This window comes from Kribbella deserti, assembly GCF_042434725.1.
Taxonomy (GTDB): Bacteria; Actinomycetota; Actinomycetes; order Propionibacteriales; family Kribbellaceae; genus Kribbella; species Kribbella deserti.
In genome coordinates, this window is record NZ_JBHLTC010000001.1 from 94,684 (window position 1) to 110,514 (window position 15,831).

Below are 15,831 nucleotides of genomic sequence, written 5' to 3' on the forward strand. Positions count from 1 at the left end.
CCGGAACGGGCCTTTGTGGTTCGCGAGCCACGGAGCTGGCGGGCCCTGGGCGCGCATCCGCCGGTTTCAGCCGGCAGCGCGGTGGTGCAATGGCGAGGTCAGCGCTGACCGATGTGCTCGGAGACGGCGTCGAACACCCGGCCGACGGCGGCGAAGTCCTCCGGATCGGCCAGATCCAGCAGGTTTTCGCGAACGCCCTCGACGTGGTGCGGCGCAGCCTGCTCGAGCAGGGTGAAACCCGCCTCGGTCAGTTCCGCCCAGACGCCGCGCTTGTCGCTCTTACACGACGTACGCCGGACGAGCTCGGCGGCTTCCAGGCGGCCGACCGTGTGGGTCAGTCGCGAACGGCTCTGGTGCAGACGGTCGGCCAGGTCGGCCATCCGCAGGCGCCGATCGGGCGCTTCGGAGAGCCGGACCAGGATCTCGTAGTCGTTGATGCCGATGCCGAACTGCCGGAGGTCATCGTCCAGCTTCGCCATCAGTCGCGCGGTGCCCAGCAGGTAGGCGCGCCACGCCACCTGCTGCTCGGAGTTCAGCCATCGGGTGCCAGTCATCATCGTCACGGCACCAGTGTACCGGGAATGTAGTTGACATTTAAACCGTTAGGTCCTAGTGTCGAGGAAAGATTGAAGCTTAAAGCTTTGACCGCCTCCCGGCAGTCCGAACCGTCTATGCATTCCCTCCCGAAAGGTCAGTCATGAGCGAGACCACCACCGCCACCCCGATCGCGAACTTCCCCGGCCTGGTGGCCGGCACCTGGGCCGTCGACCCCTCGCACAGCGAGGTCGGGTTCACCGTTCGCCACCTGATGAGCAAGGTGCGCGGTGTGTTCAACGAGTACACCGGCACCATCGAGATCGGTGAGAACGTCGAGAACAGCAAGGTCAACGTCGAGGTCGAGCTCAACTCGGTCAGCACCCGCAACGAGACCCGCGACAACCACCTGCGCTCCGGTGACTTCTTCAGCACCGACACCAACCCGAAGATGACCTTCGTCGGCACCTCGGTCCGCCCGAACGGCGACGACTGGGTGCTCGTCGGCGACCTGACCATCCGCGAGGTCACCAAGCCGATCGAGCTGGAGTTCGAGTTCCTCGGCGTCGAGCAGAACCCGTACGGTCAGACCGTCGCCGGTTTCGAGGCCAAGGCCAAGATCAACCGCTACGACTTCGGTGTCGACTTCAACATGCCGGGTGCAGGCGAGCGCCTCGTCATCGGCGAAAAGGTCGACATCCACCTCATCATCGAAGCCGCTCTTCAGGCCTGACGACCCCGGTCCGACGACCGGTGGTCTGAAAGCCCAGGTGCCGCTTCATCCCGGCGCCGACCGCACCAGCGAAGGCCCCGCGCCGCCACCCCTCCGGCGGCCGCGGGGCCTTCGCGCGTCCCACCGCCTTCTCGGCCAATGCAAACGAGCCGCCTGCTTCGCGATCGCCTGGTGGGCGGACCCGGCGTGCGGCTGAGGGGTGGTTGGACAGTTGTTGACAGGTTGGCTGACGGCGGTTCGATCAGGGGTTTGGCGTCTTATCGTCCTTACAACCGGTTATCGACTGAGCACGCTGAGGGCCCGATGTGGACATCAGTGCAGCCCATGCCGATGTGCCGATGTGTTGGGATCTGGCCTCCTCCGGCCAGATCCTCCGCCCCCACACAGGAGGAAACGATGGTTCGAATGAAGCACGCCAGCCGCCGGACGTTTATCGGTCTGGCCTCCGCGGCCCTGCTCGCCGGCGGGATGGTGTCCACCTCACCGGCCGCCATGGCATCGCCCGCCATGGACCCGACCGCGACGTCGGCGGTAGCGCCGGCTTTGGCCAAGGCCGCTGCGGCCACCGCTGATCTCAATGCCTCGGTGCGGGTGCCGGGGACTGCTTGGTCCACCGATCCGGTTACCCGACGGGTCATCGTTTCCGTTGACGACACCGTGAGCGGTGCCGAACTCGCCCAGCTGCGGAACGTCGCCGCGCGGCACGGTGGCGCGGTGGAAATCGAGCGGATGCCCGGCACGCTGCAGCCGCTCGTCAGCGGAGGCAGCGCGATCCACACCAGCGGCGCACGCTGCTCTCTGGGCTTCAACGTGGAGGACAGCTCGGGCAGGGACTTCCTGGTCACCGCCGGGCACTGCACCAACATCGGCGCCTCCTGGTGGGCCAGCGGCGGTGCTCAAATCGGCCAGCGCACGGGAAGCAGCTTCCCCGGCAACGACTACGGCATCGTGCGGTACGACTACGGCATCGAGCGTTCGGGCACGGTTGGCTCGCAGGACATCTCCAGGGCGGCCGATCCGTCCGTGGGTCAGCAGGCGTGCCGGCGGGGCAGCACCACCGGCACTCATTGCGGAACGGTCACCGGCCTCAACGCGACGGTGAACTACGCCGCGGGTCCGGTCTACGGCATGATCAAGACGAACATCTGCGCGGAGCCGGGTGACAGTGGCGGGCCGCTCTACAGCGGGTCCACCGCGCTCGGGTTGACCTCCGGCGGCAGCGGCAACTGCCGGACGGGCGGGACCACGTTCTTCCAGCCGGTGGTCGAGGTCCTCAACCGCTACAACGTCCGCGTGTACTAGCGCAGCCTGGTCTCGGACCAGGCGACGCTGCCGACGGCCGCTGTGTGCCCACCGCGCACAGCGGCCGCTGGCAACCCGAGCCTTCGCGACGATCGCTGCGTGCTGGTTAGGCCTGGACCATGCGGAGGGCTAGGGCAGCATGGAGGCTGCCTAGGGCTTCGGGAGGTTGGCGGGCCGGGCTGTACCAGCGGGCCACGTCGATGGACAGGGAGAGCAGGGCGAGCGCCGTACCTGGGAGGTCGTCGACCTGGAAGGTGCCGGCGCTTACGCCGTCGGCGAGCACTTTCTCCATCAGAGCGCTGATCGACCGGCGGTACGTGGCTACCTCGGCCAGGTGGTCGGGGGAGAGGGCGGCCAGCTCGTACTGCACTACCCGGGCGACCGTGTGGTGTTCGGCATGCCAGACGGTGAATGCCGACACCATCGCTTGCAGGCGCTCTGTCGGGGTTGAGCCTTCGACTGAGCTCAACACGTCTAAGGCGGCCTTATGCCCGTACAGGCTGATCTCGAAGAGCAGCTTCTCCTTGGAGGAGTAGTGCACGTAGAGCGCTGCCGGGCTCATGCCCGCGCGCGAGGCGATATCCCGCGTGGTGGTCGCCTGGTAGCCCCGCTCGGCGAAAGCGGCGATGGCGCCCGTGAGAAGGCGGCGGGCGGCCGGCGGCTGGACGTGTTCCCAGTCCGTCAGGGCAGTGGTGATCGCGGACACGTTGACACCCTGCCTCAGATTGGCGAAGCTAAGCAAGCGCTTAGTGACCCGTCTCATCGCCGCGACGGTGCGGTAGCCAGCCGTGCCGGCAGTGCCAGCCAAGCGCCGGGAGACGTGCACAAGCGTTGCCGCACGTCGACAGGCCGGAGGGGTCACAGATGCAGCGCACGATCTTCGACGAGGACCACGACGCGTTCCGCGCCAGCGCCCGGGAGTACGCCGAGCGTTCGCTGGTGCCGAGGATGGACCAGTTCCTCGAGGAGAAGACGATCGACCGGGCCGTCTGGCTGGAAGCCGGTAAGCAGGGCTTCCTCGGTGTCGACGTGCCCGAGGAGTACGGCGGCTCGTCCGTCGGCGACTACCGGTTCAACGCGATCTGGGCCGAAGAGGTCTCCAAGGTCTCCGCCTCGCTCTCGAGCTGTTTCGGCATCCACTCGGACTGCTCCGCGCCGTACCTGGTGGATCTGGGTACTGAGGAGCAGAAGCAGCGCTGGCTGCCCAAGTTCTGCTCGGGCGAGCTCGTCACCGCCATCGGCATGACCGAGCCCTCGGGTGGATCTGACCTCGCGGCGCTCAAGACCACCGCCAAGAAGGTGGACGGCGGTTGGATCGTGAACGGCTCGAAGACCTTCATCACCAACGGCGATATGGCCGACCTGGTGATCACCGCGGCCCGGACCGATCCGGGCAAGGGTGCCAAGGGCATCACCTTGTTCGCGATCGAGGAGGGCATGAAGGGCTTCGCCCGCGGCCGCAAACTCGACAAGGCGGGCCAGACCGAGTCCGGTACCTCCGAGCTGTTCTTCGAGGACGTTTTCGTTCCGGACGAGAACGTGCTCGGCGAGGTGGACCGCGGCTTCATCCACATGATGGAGCGCCTGCCGCAGGAGCGCATCGGCGCAGCCGTCTCGAACATCGCGCACGCGGCGCAGATCCTCGAAGAGACCATCGAGTACGTCAAGCAGCGCAAGGCCTTCGGTCAGGCGGTCGGCTCCTTCCAGTACAACAAGTTCCTGATCGCGGAGCTGGTCACCAAGGCCGAGGTCACGCAGGCGTACGTCGACAACGCGATCGTCGCGCACAGCGAGAAGAAGCTGTCGGCCGTCGACGCCGCCAAGGTCAAGTGGTGGAGCGCGCACATCCAGAACGAGATCCTCGACGCGTGTGTCCAGCTGCACGGCGGCTACGGCTACATGAACGAGTACCGCGTCGCCCGCGCCTGGCGGGACGCCCGCGTCACCAAGATCTGGGCCGGCTCCAACGAGATCATGAAGGAACTCATCGGCCGCGACCTCGGTCTCTGAGCAATCCGCCGAGCAGCCGTAGACGCCGAAGAAGCCTTGCAGAAAAGGGAAAAGCAGATGCCTGAAGCAGTGATCGTCGCCACCTCGCGCTCGCCGATCGGCCGGGCCTACAAGGGTTCGCTCAAGGACATCCGGCCGGACGACCTGTCCGTTCAGGTGATCAAGGCCGCCATGGACAAGGTTGGCCTGACCGGTGACCAGGTGGACGACGTCGCCGTGGGTTGTGCCGAGCCGCACGAGGAGCACAGCGGCAACATGGCCCGGCGCATCGCCGTACAGCTGGGCTGGGACTCGACGCCCGCCACCACGGTCAACCGGTTCTGCGCCTCGTCGGTGCAGACCGCGCGGATGGCCTTTCACGCGATCAAGGCCGGCGAGGGTGACGTCTTCATCAGCGCCGGCGTCGAGTGCGTCTCGCGGTACAAGAGCTTCGGCTCGGCCGGGGTGGACGACCCCAGCTCGCAGAACGAGTTGTTCGCCGACGCGCAGCAGCGCACCCTGAAGTACGCCGAGACCAACGAGACCTGGCACGACCCGCGGGCCGATGGACTGCTGCCCGACATCTACATCTCGATGGGCCAGACCGCGGAGAACGTCGCCACCCTGCGTGGCATCAGCCGCGAGGACCAGGACATCTTCGGCGTTCGCTCGCAGAACCTGGCCGAGGAATCGATCAACAACGGGTTCTTCGCCCGTGAGATCACCCCGATCACGCTGCCCGACGGCACGGTCGTCAGCACCGACGACGGCCCCCGCGCCGGCACCCGGCTGGAGAAGGTCAGCCAGTTGCAGCCGGTGTTCCGCCCTGACGGCACTGTGACGGCCGGCAACTGCTGCCCGTTGAACGACGGCGCCGCGGCGGTCGTGATCATGAGCGACACCAAGGCCCGCGAACTCGGTCTCACCCCGTTGGCCCGCATCGTCAGCACGGGTGTCAGCGGTTTGTCCCCGGAGATCATGGGCCTCGGCCCGGTCGACGCGACCAAGCAGGCTCTCGCTCGCGCCGGAATGAGCATCGGCGATCTCGACCTGGTCGAGATCAACGAGGCCTTCGCGGTTCAGGTGATCGCCTCGGCGCGCGAACTCGGCATCGAGCAGGACAAGCTCAACGTGCACGGTGGCGCGATCGCCCTCGGCCACCCGTTCGGCTCGACCGGCGCGCGCATCATGACCACCCTGATCAACGGCCTGCAGACCGACGACAAGCAGTTCGGTCTGGAGACCATGTGCGTCGGTGGCGGTCAGGGCATGGCGATCATTCTCGAGCGTCTGAGCTGATGCCCGTTCCCACGATGGCCGGCCGTACGGCGATCATCACCGGCGCCTCCCGGGGCATCGGCCTGGCGATCGCGCACCGCCTGGTCGCCGACGGCGCGAAGGTGGTCATCACCGGCCGTACCCAGGAGACCCTCGACCAGGCCGTCGAGTCACTCGGGCGGGAGAACGCGATCGCCTTCGCGGGCAAGGCGGCCGATCCGGCGCACCGGACCAGCGTGGTCGCGGGTGCCGTCGCGAAGTTCGGCTCGATCGACTTCCTGGTGAACAACACCGGCATCAACCCGGTCTACGGCTCGCTGCTCGACATCGAACCGGGCGTCGCCGCGAAGATGGTCGACACCAACGTGCTCGCCGCCATCGCGTGGGTGAAGGCCTGCCGCACCGCGTGGATGGGCGAGCACGGTGGTGCCGTGGTGAACCTGTCCTCCATCGCCGGGCTCAAACCGTCACCCGGCATCGGCTGGTACGGCGCCACCAAAGCCATGCTCAGCCGGGTCACGGCCGAGCTGGCGATGGAGCTGGCACCGGAGATCCGGGTCAACGCGGTCGCGCCCGCGGTGGTGAAGACGAAGTTCGCCGGCGCCTTGTTCGAGGGCCGCGAGGCGGAGGTCGCCGCGACGTACCCGATGAAGCGGTTGGGTACGCCGGACGACATCGCCGGGCTGGTGTGGTTCCTGCTCTGCGACGAGGCGGGCTGGCTCACCGGCCAGACCATCACCGTCGACGGCGGCGTCACCCTCACCGGCGGCCTCGTCTGACGCACCCCCTGGGCTAGACCGGGACCGGCAGTGGTGTTGAGGTCCTCCAGCCGGAGGACCTCAAGCACGACCTTGTTTGCCTGGCCGCCGAGGTGATCGAGTTGTACGCAGGGACTATTCCGCCGACGAAAGCGTGAGCGAGCGGAGCCGGGACACCGCCAGTGACAGGCCGAGCGCGGTCACCGCGACCAGCAGGATAATTGCCAGCGGCAACTTCACGGCCGGATCGAGGTCATTGCCGCTGGCAAGCTTGTCGATGATCGACAACGCCCACTGCTGCACGCTCAAAGTCCTTGCCCCCGGCACGTAAGTCCCCATCACGCTCTCCCACAGCAGCGCGTAGAGCAGGCCGATCGTGACCGCGTTGCCGGTCATCACCGACAGCGCGAGAAAGATCGCGGTGTACGCCGCGCCGGCCACCAGCGCGCCGATCGCGAAGGCCAGCGACACGGACAACGACGTACCCAGGATCAACCCGGACAGCAAGGTGGGCAGCGCGCCGAAGACCGCGATACACGCGAACGCCACCACCGCCTTCGTGAGCACGATCGTGTAGCGCTTGATCGGCTTGCTCAGCAGGTAGACGATCGAGCCGTCGTCGATCTCGGTGGCGATCGCGCCGGTACCGGCGATCAGCGCGACCAGCGGCAGGATCACCGCGAGCGCCAGTTGCTGCAGCAGCTCGATGCCGACGACGGACCGGTCGTCGACGGTCAGCCGCAGTACTACCGAAAGCGCGAGCAGCACCCCGGGCAGGATGAACATCAGCAACCCGCGCCGATGCCCGAACAAGGTCGAGTAGGTCAGCCGGGCGATGGTCGTGATCATGCCCGTCCTCCGACGAGGTAGGAGAAGACGCTTTCGAGGGACTCGTCGGTCGGGGAGACCTCCCACAGCCTGATACCGAGTTCCCGCGCGAGCCCTGGCAGCAGCCGGCTGAAGTTCTCGAAGTCCGTCACCTGAACGTGGATGGCCGGGCCTTCCAGCTGGACGCCCGACGTAGCGGCGTGGCCGATCAGCGCGGCCGCCAGGCGACGGTCGTCGCTGGACCGGATCCGGTACAGGTGTGGGCGATCCGTCATCAGCCGGCGGATCGTGCGGAAGTCGCCCGAGGCCGCGTGCCGCCCGGACACCACCACCTCGATATGAGTCGCGACCTGCTGCACCTCCTCGAGAATGTGCGAGCTGAACAGCACGGTTCGCCCTTCGGCGCCCATCTGGCGAAGCAGCTCCATCAGATGCAGGCGCTGGCGCGGATCCATGCCGTTGAACGGCTCGTCCAGTAGCAGCACCGAAGGCTGGTGCACGAGTGCAGCCGCCATCTTGATGCGCTGCTTCATGCCCTTGGAGTACGTCGAGATCCGGCGATCGGCGGCGTCGGCCATCGCGACCACGTCGATCGCGGCGGCCGCGGCCGCGCCCGGATCGGGCAGTCCCTGCAGCTCGGCGTTGGCCCGGACGAACTGGCCGCCGTTGAGCGTGTCGTAGACCGCCTCTGTTTCGGGCACCAGCCCGATGTGCCGGTAGGCGGCCTCGTGCCGCCAGACCGGTACGCCGTCCAGGGTGACCGCCCCGACCGACGGCGGCAGGAAGCCCGCCATCATCGTGATCAGGGTGGACTTGCCGGCGCCGTTCGGCCCGAGCAGTCCGGTGACACCCGGGCCGATCGTCATCGTCACGTCGTTCACGGCGACGACATTGCCGTACCAGCGGGAGACCTGCTGGATCTGGATCACGCTCATCCGCGGGCCACCTTCGCGTAACGCTGGTTGATGCCCCACACGCAGACCGCCACGATCGCGACGTACACGAGGGCGAACACGATGCCCTGCTGGGTCGTCGGTATCCAGCCGCCGTCCGGGACCTGCCGCAGCAGGAACGTCTGCAGAACGTCCACCAGCGTGAACGGCGAACCGAGGTGGGCGTACCGGGCGGCGGTCTTCATCGGGCCGCCGATGTCCTGGTTCACCACCGCGATCGTGATGGTCGACGCGGTGAACGACACCAGCAGTACGGCGATGATCGCGGCGACGGCGAATCCGCGCCGGGGCGTGGCCGCGGCGATCAGGCCGCCGATGGCAGCGAGCAGTACGGACAGCAGCACGGCACCGACCAGCGCCAGCAGGAACTGCTTCGTGGAGGTGCCGAAGTCCTGCTTCGCCAGCAACGCGCCGACGTACAGCACGAACACCGGCAGGCCGATCAGAATGACCAGCGAGCCGATCAACGCGACCAGCTTGGCCAGCGCGTAGTCCGAGCGATGCGGCGGCCGGGCCAGGTAGAGCACGATCGACCGGTACCGCAGGTCGCGGGAGAACAGCTGCGGCGCCTGCGAGGCCAGGAACAACGCGATGACCACCTGCAGCAGCCCGGCGTACTCGATCGGGTTGATGATCGGGTCGGGCATCTTCATCGCGTTCATGATGCCGACCATGATCGCGGCGGGCACCACCATGGTGGCGAGCAGCAGCAGCGGCATCACCTTCGACTTGCCGGACCGGCCGAGACCGTAGGCGTGCCGCAGGCTGCTGACCATCAGCGCCCGGGTGATCGCGGCGCGGCCGAGGCGCGGGCCGTCGTAGTGCCGGTAGCCGATGTCGTGGATGACACCGGCCGCGGGGCTTGTCGGTTCAGACACTGAAGACCTCTTCCAGCCGGTGGCGGTGCTGCTCGACCCGCACCAGGCCGAGGCCCAGGTCGGCGACCGTGTCGCGCACCAGGTCGTACGTCTCGTCGCCGGTGATCTCCACCAGCACCAGCGGGCCGTCGGCCCTGGAGCGCGCGCCCGCTTGTTCGAGCGCGGCGCCGAGGCGATCGCGACCACTGAGGTCACGCACCTCCACCGCGAGCACGCCGGTCTCACCGGTCAGCGCGGCCTTCGACTCCGAGCGCAGCAACCGCCCACCGTCGAGTACGACGATGTGGTCGCAGACGTGCTCGAGTTCACCCAGCAGGTGCGAGGTGATCAGCACCGGAATGCCGAACTCGGTACCGATCCGCCGGACCAGTTCCAGCATCTCGTCCCGCCCGGCCGGGTCGAGGCCGTTGGTCGGCTCGTCCAGCAGCACCAGCTGCGGGTCGTGCGCGATGGCCTGCGCGAGCTTGACCCGCTGCTTCATGCCGGTGGAGTAACCACCCATCGGGCGGTAGCGGGCCTCGTCCAGCCCCACATGCCGCAGCACGTCGGCGGCGCGTTCGCGCGCGGCCGTGGCCGGCAGGCCGGACATCTGCGCGAGATGCACGACGAACTCGCTCGCGGAGACATCCGGCGGCAGGCAGTCGTGCTCGGGCATGTACCCGACCAGGGCCCGGACCGCTTCGCCGCCGGTGACCGAGTCGTGGCCGAGTACGACGGCACTTCCGGAGGTCGGGGCGATCAGGCCGAGCAGGATCTTCAGCAGGGTGGACTTTCCGGCGCCATTGGCACCGACCAGTCCGGTGACGCCGGTTCCGACCTCGACCGACAACTCGTCGAGGGCGGTCACACGGGGATAGCGCTTGGTCAGCGACTGGGTCGCGATCACGGGCACGCGCCACACCCTAACGGCTGCGCGGGCCCGGGCCGGACAGGAAAACGCGTGGCCCGCCGGTGTCGAGCCGCGTTACCGTCCGGACGTGGACATCAGACTGGCGGTACCCGAGGACGCCGAGGCCGTAGCCGCATTGCGCCGGGTGGTCTTTCCCTACCTGGTGATGGCACCTGGGCAGATCGCCTACCGGCTGACCAGCCGGACCCCGGACGAGAACTACGAGGCGTGGGTCGCCACGGATGGCGAGGCGATCGTCGGCTGGGCCTCGGGTGGGCGCAACACCTGGACCAGCGAAGCGGGCGTGTCGTCCCTCGACGCGTACGTGCATCCCTCGTGGCGAGGACGTGGCCTTGGCGCTGAACTCGTGAACGTGGCTCAGAACCACCTGGCCGGCATGGCCGTGATCCGCACGTTCGTGACCGCGGGCAGCGTCGAATTCGCCCGCCGGCTTGGCTACGAACCGACCCGGCAAGTGCACTACTCGGGCGCGGAGTTGCACTCGTTGCCCGAGCCGCCGGAAACCCCGAAGGACCTCGAACTCGTCGCGATCGCCGACGTCGATCCGTACGTGGCCTATCTCGCCGACACCATCGCCGGGCTCGACGAACCAGGCGATTCGCCCAACGACGCGGTCGCTTTCGAAGACTGGCTGAAAGACGTCTGGCATTCGCCGGCGCTGGACAAGAACCTCAGCATCGGTGCGATGGCCGGGGACGAGATGGTCAGCTTCACCGCCGTCGAGCGAGACGGCGACCGGGTCTGGTCCGGCATGACCGGCACGATCCCGGCGTACCGCGGCCGCGGCCTGGCCAAGGTGGTCAAGTCGGAAGCGTTGCGACGGGCCGTGGCGGACGGCGTGGCCGGTGCCTTCACCTCGAACGACGACCGGAACCAGCCGATGCTCGCCGTGAACGACTGGCTCGGCTATCGGCGCGTCGCGACGCATACCGGTTTGACCCGCACACTGTGAAGGGTGACCACTCTCAGACCAGCGGTTGCCGCCGACGCTGAGGCGATCTGCGCCCTGCGCCGCGTGGTCGCGCCGTACCTGGTGCATCCAGCCGACAGTGTCCGGCATGCGATGACCATCCGGGCGCCGGAGGAACACTTCGGCATGTACGTCGCCGAGGCCGAAACCGGGCTATCCGGCGTCTTGGCGGTCGGCCTGCAACGCTGGAGCAGCGAGCGTGGCGCCGGTTATCTCGGTCTGTCGGTACATCCGGACCACCGCCGCCAGGGCATCGGAACCGCCCTGGCCGATCTCGGCGAACGACACTTGGCCGAAGCCGGCGCCCGCCGCGCGCGCGTATGGGTCCAGGCCGAGTCCCTGCCGTTCGCCCTGGCACGCGGTTATACCGAGACCCGGCGGGTCCACTTCGCCGGGCTGGAACTGCGGTCACCGCCGGTGCTCGAACTACCGCCAGGGCTGCGGTTCGCCCGACTGGCCGAGCTCGACCCACGCCAGGTGTACGCCGCCGACGTAATCGCCCAACGGGACAAGCCGGCCGATGCGCCCACCGACGCGATCGCTTATGACCAGTGGCTGCGCGCCTTCTGGCACGGCCCGTCGCCGGACCTGTCGATGAGCGTGGCCGCCGTGGCGGCAGACGAAGTGGTCTGCTTCACCGCGGTAGAAGTCGACGGCGACCGAATCTGGTCCCCGATGACCGGCACGGTCCCGGCCTATCGCGGTCAAGGCCTGGCCAAAATCGTCAAAGCCGAAGCCCTCCGCGCAGCCGCCGCAGCCGGAGTCACTTGGGCCTACACCGCCAACGACGCCGCCAACCGCGCAATGCTCGCCGTCAACCGCTGGCTCGGCTACCGCCACATAGCCACCCAATCCGCCGCCACCCGCTCCTTCACCGCCTGACCGCGCACCTTCCCCGCCCACCACGCCCAGCCCTTCGCCTGACACCGTTCTTACCCCTGACGCCGTTTCAGGCCTTCGCTACCGGCTTGTAGTCCGCCTACCGGGAATTAGCCGACCCACTACCGACTTCTGTGACCGCTACCCGGTTGCAACCACCCAGCGGCCACAAAACCCGGCAGCCGGCCCGGTCGCCCCGCTCCGGCGGTCGCCCGCTGACCAGGGGAGTGGCTGGCCACTGCCAAGGTGGGTTACCACCTCGGATTCCCAGGTGGTAACCCACGTCCCCGATGGCCAGCCACTCCGACGGCGCCACCCAACCCGGGCACCAGCGAGGATCACCGCTTTGCCGCTTCGCGCCTGCCGCCTCACGCGTTGCCGCTTCGCACGTGTCGGCGGATCCAGTCGGGCCTCCACGGCAACCACCCGAGTCGACCGGGCATACCTCACCCGTCCACCTGACAATTCGAAAGACTCAGGGGGACGGGTGAACACCGCGACTCTTCCCGGCTTGGTGGATCGAGGCGAGCGATAGGCGACGATTCGTCCGAATTCGCCCGCCCACGTCGGCGACCACACCGCGCCGCCGCACGAAAGGGCGAGCAAATCCAGACCAATCGACGCAACGCCGTGACACCCCGCCGCTGTGAGTACGCGGCACCAGCGCGGCGGGCCGTCACTGCGGGTGGGCCCGCTAGGAGGGCGTTAGCGGACGAGGAGGACGACGGTTTCGGCTACGCAGGCTGGTTTGGGGGTGTTCTCGATCTCGATCACCCATTGCAGCGAAACCTGCACCCCAGCCGCCGTTTCCTGGGCCCCGGAGATCTGCGCGCTCGCGCGGACCCGGCTGCCGACCGGGACCGGGGCCGGGAAGCGGACCTTGTTCACGCCGTAGTTGAGCTTCGCCGTCGCGCCGCCGACCGAGAACAACTCCTCGCCGAACTTCGCGATCAGGCTCAGCGTCAGATACCCGTGCGCAATGGTGCCGCCGTACGGCCCCTTGGCCGCGCGCTCGACGTCAACGTGAATCCACTGATGATCCCCAGTCGCCGCGGCGAACTGGTCGACCTGTTCCTGGGTGATCTCCAGCCACTCGGTCTCACCCAGCTGGGTGCCGACCGCGTTCGCGACCTCGTCGATCCCTGCGAACTCGTGCGTCATAGCAGCCTCCTCGACCCGACCGGAATCAGTTGCGCGGGCCGCCGGCGACGTACAGCACCTGGCCGGAAACGAACCCGGCCTCTTCGCTGCAGAAGTACGACGCGGCGGCGGCGATGTCCTCGGGCTTACCGGTGCGGTTGACCGGGATCTGCGCCGCGGTGGCCTTCTTGAACTCTTCGAAGTCGACGCCGACGCGGGCGGCGGTCGCGGCCGTCATGTCGGTCTCGATGAAGCCCGGCGCGATCGCGTTCGAGGTGATGCCGAACTTGCCCAGCTCGATCGCCAGCGTCTTGGCCAGACCCTGCAGACCGGCCTTGGCGGAGGCGTAGTTGGCCTGGCCGCGGTTGCCCAGCGCCGACGTGGAGGACAGGAACACGATCCGGCCGTATCCGGCGTCGACCATGTGCTTCTGGCAGGCCTTGGACATCAGGAAGCTGCCGCGCAGGTGCACCGACATCACGGTGTCCCAGTCGTCCTCGGACATCTTGAACAGCAGGTTGTCGCGCAGTACGCCCGCGTTGTTCACCAGGATCGTCGGCGCGCCCAGTTCGGCCACAACCCGCTCGATCGCGGCGGCGACCTGGTCGGACTTGCTCACGTCACAGCCGACGGCGAGGGCCTTGCCACCCGCGTCGGTGATGGCCTTGACAGTCGCCTCGCAGGCGGCCTCGTCCAGGTCGAGCACGGCGACCGCGTTGCCGTCGGCCGCGAGGCGCTGGGCCACGGCCGCGCCGATCCCGCGCGCTGCTCCGGTCACGATCGCTACCCGGCTCTGCTGCTCGCTCATCCGGCGCTACTCCTTACAAGTCTGAATGGGGGTCGGCATGAGACTACTCACGCCTGCTCGTGCTGGCTGTGACACGAGTGGGAGGATCAGCGTGTGACACGTCACGTCTATCACTGTCCGCTGCGCTGGGGCGATATGGATGCCCTCGGCCATGTCAACAACAGCCGGTACGTCGACTACCTGCAAGACGCCCGCGTCGACTTCCTGTTCCGGACCGCCAAGGAGCTCGGCGCCGACGACCTGGAGACCGGTCTGCTGGTCGCCCGGCACGAGGTGCAGTACCGCGCTCCGCTGGTCTACCGGGAGGCGCCGGTACGGATCGAGCTGTGGATCAGCAAGATCCGGGCCGCTTCGTTCGAGGTCGACTACGAGATCCTCGACGTCGAACCCGAGCGCAAGGTGTACGTCGAGGCGCGCACCCGGCTGGTTCCGTTCGACTTCGCGGCCGAACGCCTGCGCCGGATCACCCCGATCGAGCGCGAGGCGCTGGAGAAGCTGGTATCGACATGACCTTCAGGTATCCCGTGCTGGTGCGGTGGTCCGACATCGACTCGTACGACCACGTGAACAACGTGCGCTATTTCGATTACCTGCAGGAGGCGCGGATCGCGTTCCTGGCGCAGGTGGCCGAACTTCCCGCCGCGGGCTTCTTCGACGTCTATCCGTGCGTGCTGGTCAGCCAGACGGTGGACTACCTTCGGCCGATCGTGTTGCGCCATCCGCCGTACGACGTGGAGGTCTGGGTCCAGGCCGTCGGTACCTCGTCGTACACGCTTGGATCGCGGATCGTGGACGGCCCGGAGGACGGCGCCGCGGTTTACGCGAAAGCCACCTCGGTACTGGTCGGAGTGGAGGCCGTGACCCACGCGAAACGGGCGTTGGTGGATGCCGAGCGTTCGGCCCTTACCAGGTACTTGAGAGACTGATCCCTGATGACCGAGCCACAGAGTTTCTACGACGCCGTCGGTGGGGCGGATACGTTCCACCGGCTGATCGCGGCGTTCTACCGCGGTGTGGCCGAGGACCCGGTCCTGCGGCCGATGTATCCCGAGGAAGATCTCGGACCGGCCGAGGAACGGTTCCGGATGTTCCTCGAGCAGTACTGGGGTGGGCCCCGCACCTATTCCGAACAGCGCGGTCACCCGCGGCTGCGGATGCGGCACAACCCGTTCGCGGTCACACCGGCCGCCCGGGATCGCTGGCTGGGGCACATGCGCGCCGCGCTGGACGAAGTCGCCCTCGACCCGGACCGGGACGAGGAGATCTGGAAGTACATGGTGATGGCCGCGCACAGCATGGTGAACGCCGACGAACCGGACTATCCCGGCGCGATCGACGTCACCGAGAACCGCTAGCTGCACCGGCGTCATCGCCGTTCGACCGTTTGACCCTCATCGTCTGACCTTTAGGGAGAACACACGAGTATGGCCACCACCCGCAATGCCAAGGCCCACTGGGAAGGTTCGCTGCTGGAGGGCGCCGGCCAGGTGTCCCTCGAGTCGTCGAACCTCGGTACCTTCGACGTCACCTGGGCCGCCCGCTCGCAGGAGGCCAACGGCAAGACCAGCCCGGAAGAGCTGATCGCCGCCGCCCACTCCACCTGCTTCTCGATGGCCCTGTCGCACGCGCTGGCCGGCGCCGGTAACCCGGCCGAGTCGATCGACACCGCCGCCCACGTCACCTTCCAGCCCGGCGAGGGCATCACCGGCATCAAGCTCGAGGTCAACGGCAAGGTTCCCGGCATCACCGCCGAGCAGTTCGCCGACTTCGCCGAAGACGCCAAGAAGAACTGCCCGGTCAGCCAGGCCCTGACCGGCACCACCATCACCCTCGACGTAACCTTCACCGCCTGACCCACGCACTCCCGACAG

19 protein-coding genes are annotated in these 15,831 nt (G+C 67.7%); 11 read left to right on the plus strand and 8 right to left on the minus strand.

Annotated features, from left to right (window positions below; genetic code table 11):
• Nucleotides 1-98: 98 nt before the first annotated feature.
• A complete protein-coding gene (locus ACFFGN_RS00450; protein ID WP_380043644.1) occupies nt 99-557 on the minus strand; it encodes a MarR family winged helix-turn-helix transcriptional regulator in 459 nt (152 codons plus the stop codon).
• A 140-nt stretch (nt 558-697) separates the two neighbouring features.
• On the opposite strand from ACFFGN_RS00450, the gene ACFFGN_RS00455 reads away from it, so the two are divergent.
• Complete coding sequence (locus ACFFGN_RS00455) at nt 698-1,267, plus strand: YceI family protein (RefSeq protein ID WP_380043191.1); 570 nt, start codon at nt 698-700, stop codon at nt 1,265-1,267.
• 396 nt (nt 1,268-1,663) lie between these two features.
• The gene (locus ACFFGN_RS00460; protein ID WP_380043192.1) at nt 1,664-2,569 is read left to right on the plus strand and encodes a S1 family peptidase; all 906 of its coding nucleotides are present in this window, start codon (nt 1,664-1,666) and stop codon (nt 2,567-2,569) included.
• A 106-nt stretch (nt 2,570-2,675) separates the two neighbouring features.
• On the opposite strand, the gene ACFFGN_RS00465 is transcribed toward ACFFGN_RS00460, so the two are convergent.
• A complete protein-coding gene (locus ACFFGN_RS00465; protein ID WP_380043193.1) occupies nt 2,676-3,275 on the minus strand; it encodes a TetR/AcrR family transcriptional regulator in 600 nt (199 codons plus the stop codon).
• Between the two features lie 158 nt (nt 3,276-3,433).
• Between ACFFGN_RS00465 and ACFFGN_RS00470 the strand changes: the two genes are divergently transcribed.
• Genes ACFFGN_RS00470 through ACFFGN_RS00480 form a run of 3 tightly spaced genes read left to right on the plus strand, consistent with a single transcriptional unit; the run spans nt 3,434 to nt 6,615 of the window.
• Nucleotides 3,434-4,579 (plus strand): acyl-CoA dehydrogenase family protein, encoded by a 1,146-nt coding sequence (locus ACFFGN_RS00470; protein ID WP_380043194.1) that lies wholly within the window; start codon nt 3,434-3,436, stop codon nt 4,577-4,579.
• Between the two features lie 57 nt (nt 4,580-4,636).
• A complete protein-coding gene (locus ACFFGN_RS00475; RefSeq protein WP_380043195.1) occupies nt 4,637-5,857 on the plus strand; it encodes an acetyl-CoA C-acetyltransferase in 1,221 nt (406 codons plus the stop codon).
• The gene (locus ACFFGN_RS00480) at nt 5,857-6,615 is read left to right on the plus strand and encodes an SDR family oxidoreductase (RefSeq protein ID WP_380043196.1); all 759 of its coding nucleotides are present in this window, start codon (nt 5,857-5,859) and stop codon (nt 6,613-6,615) included. The genes ACFFGN_RS00475 and ACFFGN_RS00480 overlap by 1 nt, the downstream gene beginning before the upstream one ends.
• Before the next feature lie 114 nt (nt 6,616-6,729).
• Here ACFFGN_RS00480 and ACFFGN_RS00485 read toward each other — a convergent pair whose 3' ends face one another.
• The 4 genes from ACFFGN_RS00485 to ACFFGN_RS00500 are packed head-to-tail and all read right to left on the minus strand — an operon-like array spanning nt 6,730 to nt 10,145.
• Entirely contained in the window at nt 6,730-7,443 is a 714-nt protein-coding gene (locus ACFFGN_RS00485; protein WP_380043197.1) for an ABC transporter permease, read from the minus strand.
• Nucleotides 7,440-8,357 carry an ABC transporter ATP-binding protein gene (locus ACFFGN_RS00490; protein ID WP_380043198.1) on the minus strand — a complete coding sequence of 306 codons (918 nt, stop codon included), beginning with the start codon at nt 8,355-8,357 and terminating at the stop codon, nt 7,440-7,442. Before ACFFGN_RS00490 ends, ACFFGN_RS00485 begins: the two co-directional genes overlap by 4 nt.
• Complete coding sequence (locus ACFFGN_RS00495) at nt 8,354-9,253, minus strand: ABC transporter permease subunit (protein ID WP_380043199.1); 900 nt, start codon at nt 9,251-9,253, stop codon at nt 8,354-8,356. Before ACFFGN_RS00495 ends, ACFFGN_RS00490 begins: the two co-directional genes overlap by 4 nt.
• The gene (locus ACFFGN_RS00500) at nt 9,246-10,145 is read right to left on the minus strand and encodes an ABC transporter ATP-binding protein (RefSeq protein ID WP_380043200.1); all 900 of its coding nucleotides are present in this window, start codon (nt 10,143-10,145) and stop codon (nt 9,246-9,248) included. Before ACFFGN_RS00500 ends, ACFFGN_RS00495 begins: the two co-directional genes overlap by 8 nt.
• Nucleotides 10,146-10,230: 85 nt before the next feature.
• On the opposite strand from ACFFGN_RS00500, the gene ACFFGN_RS00505 reads away from it, so the two are divergent.
• Complete coding sequence (locus ACFFGN_RS00505) at nt 10,231-11,115, plus strand: GNAT family N-acetyltransferase (protein WP_380043201.1); 885 nt, start codon at nt 10,231-10,233, stop codon at nt 11,113-11,115.
• 3 nt (nt 11,116-11,118) lie between these two features.
• Nucleotides 11,119-12,015, plus strand: a complete 897-nt coding sequence (locus tag ACFFGN_RS00510; RefSeq protein ID WP_380043202.1) for a GNAT family N-acetyltransferase — start codon at nt 11,119-11,121, stop codon at nt 12,013-12,015.
• Between the two features lie 702 nt (nt 12,016-12,717).
• On the opposite strand, the gene ACFFGN_RS00515 is transcribed toward ACFFGN_RS00510, so the two are convergent.
• Both ACFFGN_RS00515 and fabG read right to left on the minus strand, forming a co-directional pair.
• Nucleotides 12,718-13,173: a MaoC family dehydratase gene (locus ACFFGN_RS00515; protein ID WP_380043203.1), complete on the minus strand. Its 456-nt coding sequence runs from the start codon at nt 13,171-13,173 to the stop codon at nt 12,718-12,720.
• A gap of 25 nt (nt 13,174-13,198) precedes the next feature.
• The gene (gene fabG / locus ACFFGN_RS00520) at nt 13,199-13,960 is read right to left on the minus strand and encodes a 3-oxoacyl-ACP reductase FabG (protein WP_380043204.1); all 762 of its coding nucleotides are present in this window, start codon (nt 13,958-13,960) and stop codon (nt 13,199-13,201) included.
• 93 nt (nt 13,961-14,053) lie between these two features.
• On the opposite strand from fabG, the gene ACFFGN_RS00525 reads away from it, so the two are divergent.
• The 4 genes from ACFFGN_RS00525 to ACFFGN_RS00540 all read left to right on the plus strand — a co-directional run bounded on the left by ACFFGN_RS00525 (nt 14,054) and on the right by ACFFGN_RS00540 (nt 15,813).
• On the plus strand, nt 14,054-14,470 hold the full coding sequence (locus ACFFGN_RS00525; protein ID WP_380043205.1) for an acyl-CoA thioesterase: 417 nt from the start codon (nt 14,054-14,056) through the stop codon (nt 14,468-14,470).
• The gene (locus tag ACFFGN_RS00530; RefSeq protein WP_380043206.1) at nt 14,467-14,886 is read left to right on the plus strand and encodes an acyl-CoA thioesterase; all 420 of its coding nucleotides are present in this window, start codon (nt 14,467-14,469) and stop codon (nt 14,884-14,886) included. Before ACFFGN_RS00525 ends, ACFFGN_RS00530 begins: the two co-directional genes overlap by 4 nt.
• A 6-nt stretch (nt 14,887-14,892) precedes the next feature.
• On the plus strand, nt 14,893-15,315 hold the full coding sequence (locus ACFFGN_RS00535) for a globin (protein ID WP_380043207.1): 423 nt from the start codon (nt 14,893-14,895) through the stop codon (nt 15,313-15,315).
• A gap of 69 nt (nt 15,316-15,384) precedes the next feature.
• The gene (locus tag ACFFGN_RS00540) at nt 15,385-15,813 is read left to right on the plus strand and encodes an OsmC family protein (protein WP_380043208.1); all 429 of its coding nucleotides are present in this window, start codon (nt 15,385-15,387) and stop codon (nt 15,811-15,813) included.
• The last annotated feature ends 18 nt before the right edge of the window (nt 15,814-15,831 follow it).

Coding starts and splice junctions, on each gene's coding strand:
- ACFFGN_RS00535 (WP_380043207.1), top strand. CDS start 14,893: ATGACCGAGCCACAGAGTTTCTACGACGCCGTCGGTGGGGCGGATACG.
- ACFFGN_RS00455 (WP_380043191.1), top strand. CDS start 698: ATGAGCGAGACCACCACCGCCACCCCGATCGCGAACTTCCCCGGCCTG.
- ACFFGN_RS00530 (WP_380043206.1), top strand. CDS start 14,467: ATGACCTTCAGGTATCCCGTGCTGGTGCGGTGGTCCGACATCGACTCG.
- ACFFGN_RS00485 (WP_380043197.1), bottom strand. CDS start 7,443: ATGATCACGACCATCGCCCGGCTGACCTACTCGACCTTGTTCGGGCAT.
- ACFFGN_RS00450 (WP_380043644.1), bottom strand. CDS start 557: ATGATGACTGGCACCCGATGGCTGAACTCCGAGCAGCAGGTGGCGTGG.
- ACFFGN_RS00460 (WP_380043192.1), top strand. CDS start 1,664: ATGGTTCGAATGAAGCACGCCAGCCGCCGGACGTTTATCGGTCTGGCC.
- ACFFGN_RS00475 (WP_380043195.1), top strand. CDS start 4,637: ATGCCTGAAGCAGTGATCGTCGCCACCTCGCGCTCGCCGATCGGCCGG.
- ACFFGN_RS00470 (WP_380043194.1), top strand. CDS start 3,434: ATGCAGCGCACGATCTTCGACGAGGACCACGACGCGTTCCGCGCCAGC.
- ACFFGN_RS00515 (WP_380043203.1), bottom strand. CDS start 13,173: ATGACGCACGAGTTCGCAGGGATCGACGAGGTCGCGAACGCGGTCGGC.
- fabG (WP_380043204.1), bottom strand. CDS start 13,960: ATGAGCGAGCAGCAGAGCCGGGTAGCGATCGTGACCGGAGCAGCGCGC.
- ACFFGN_RS00540 (WP_380043208.1), top strand. CDS start 15,385: ATGGCCACCACCCGCAATGCCAAGGCCCACTGGGAAGGTTCGCTGCTG.
- ACFFGN_RS00490 (WP_380043198.1), bottom strand. CDS start 8,357: ATGAGCGTGATCCAGATCCAGCAGGTCTCCCGCTGGTACGGCAATGTC.
- ACFFGN_RS00480 (WP_380043196.1), top strand. CDS start 5,857: ATGCCCGTTCCCACGATGGCCGGCCGTACGGCGATCATCACCGGCGCC.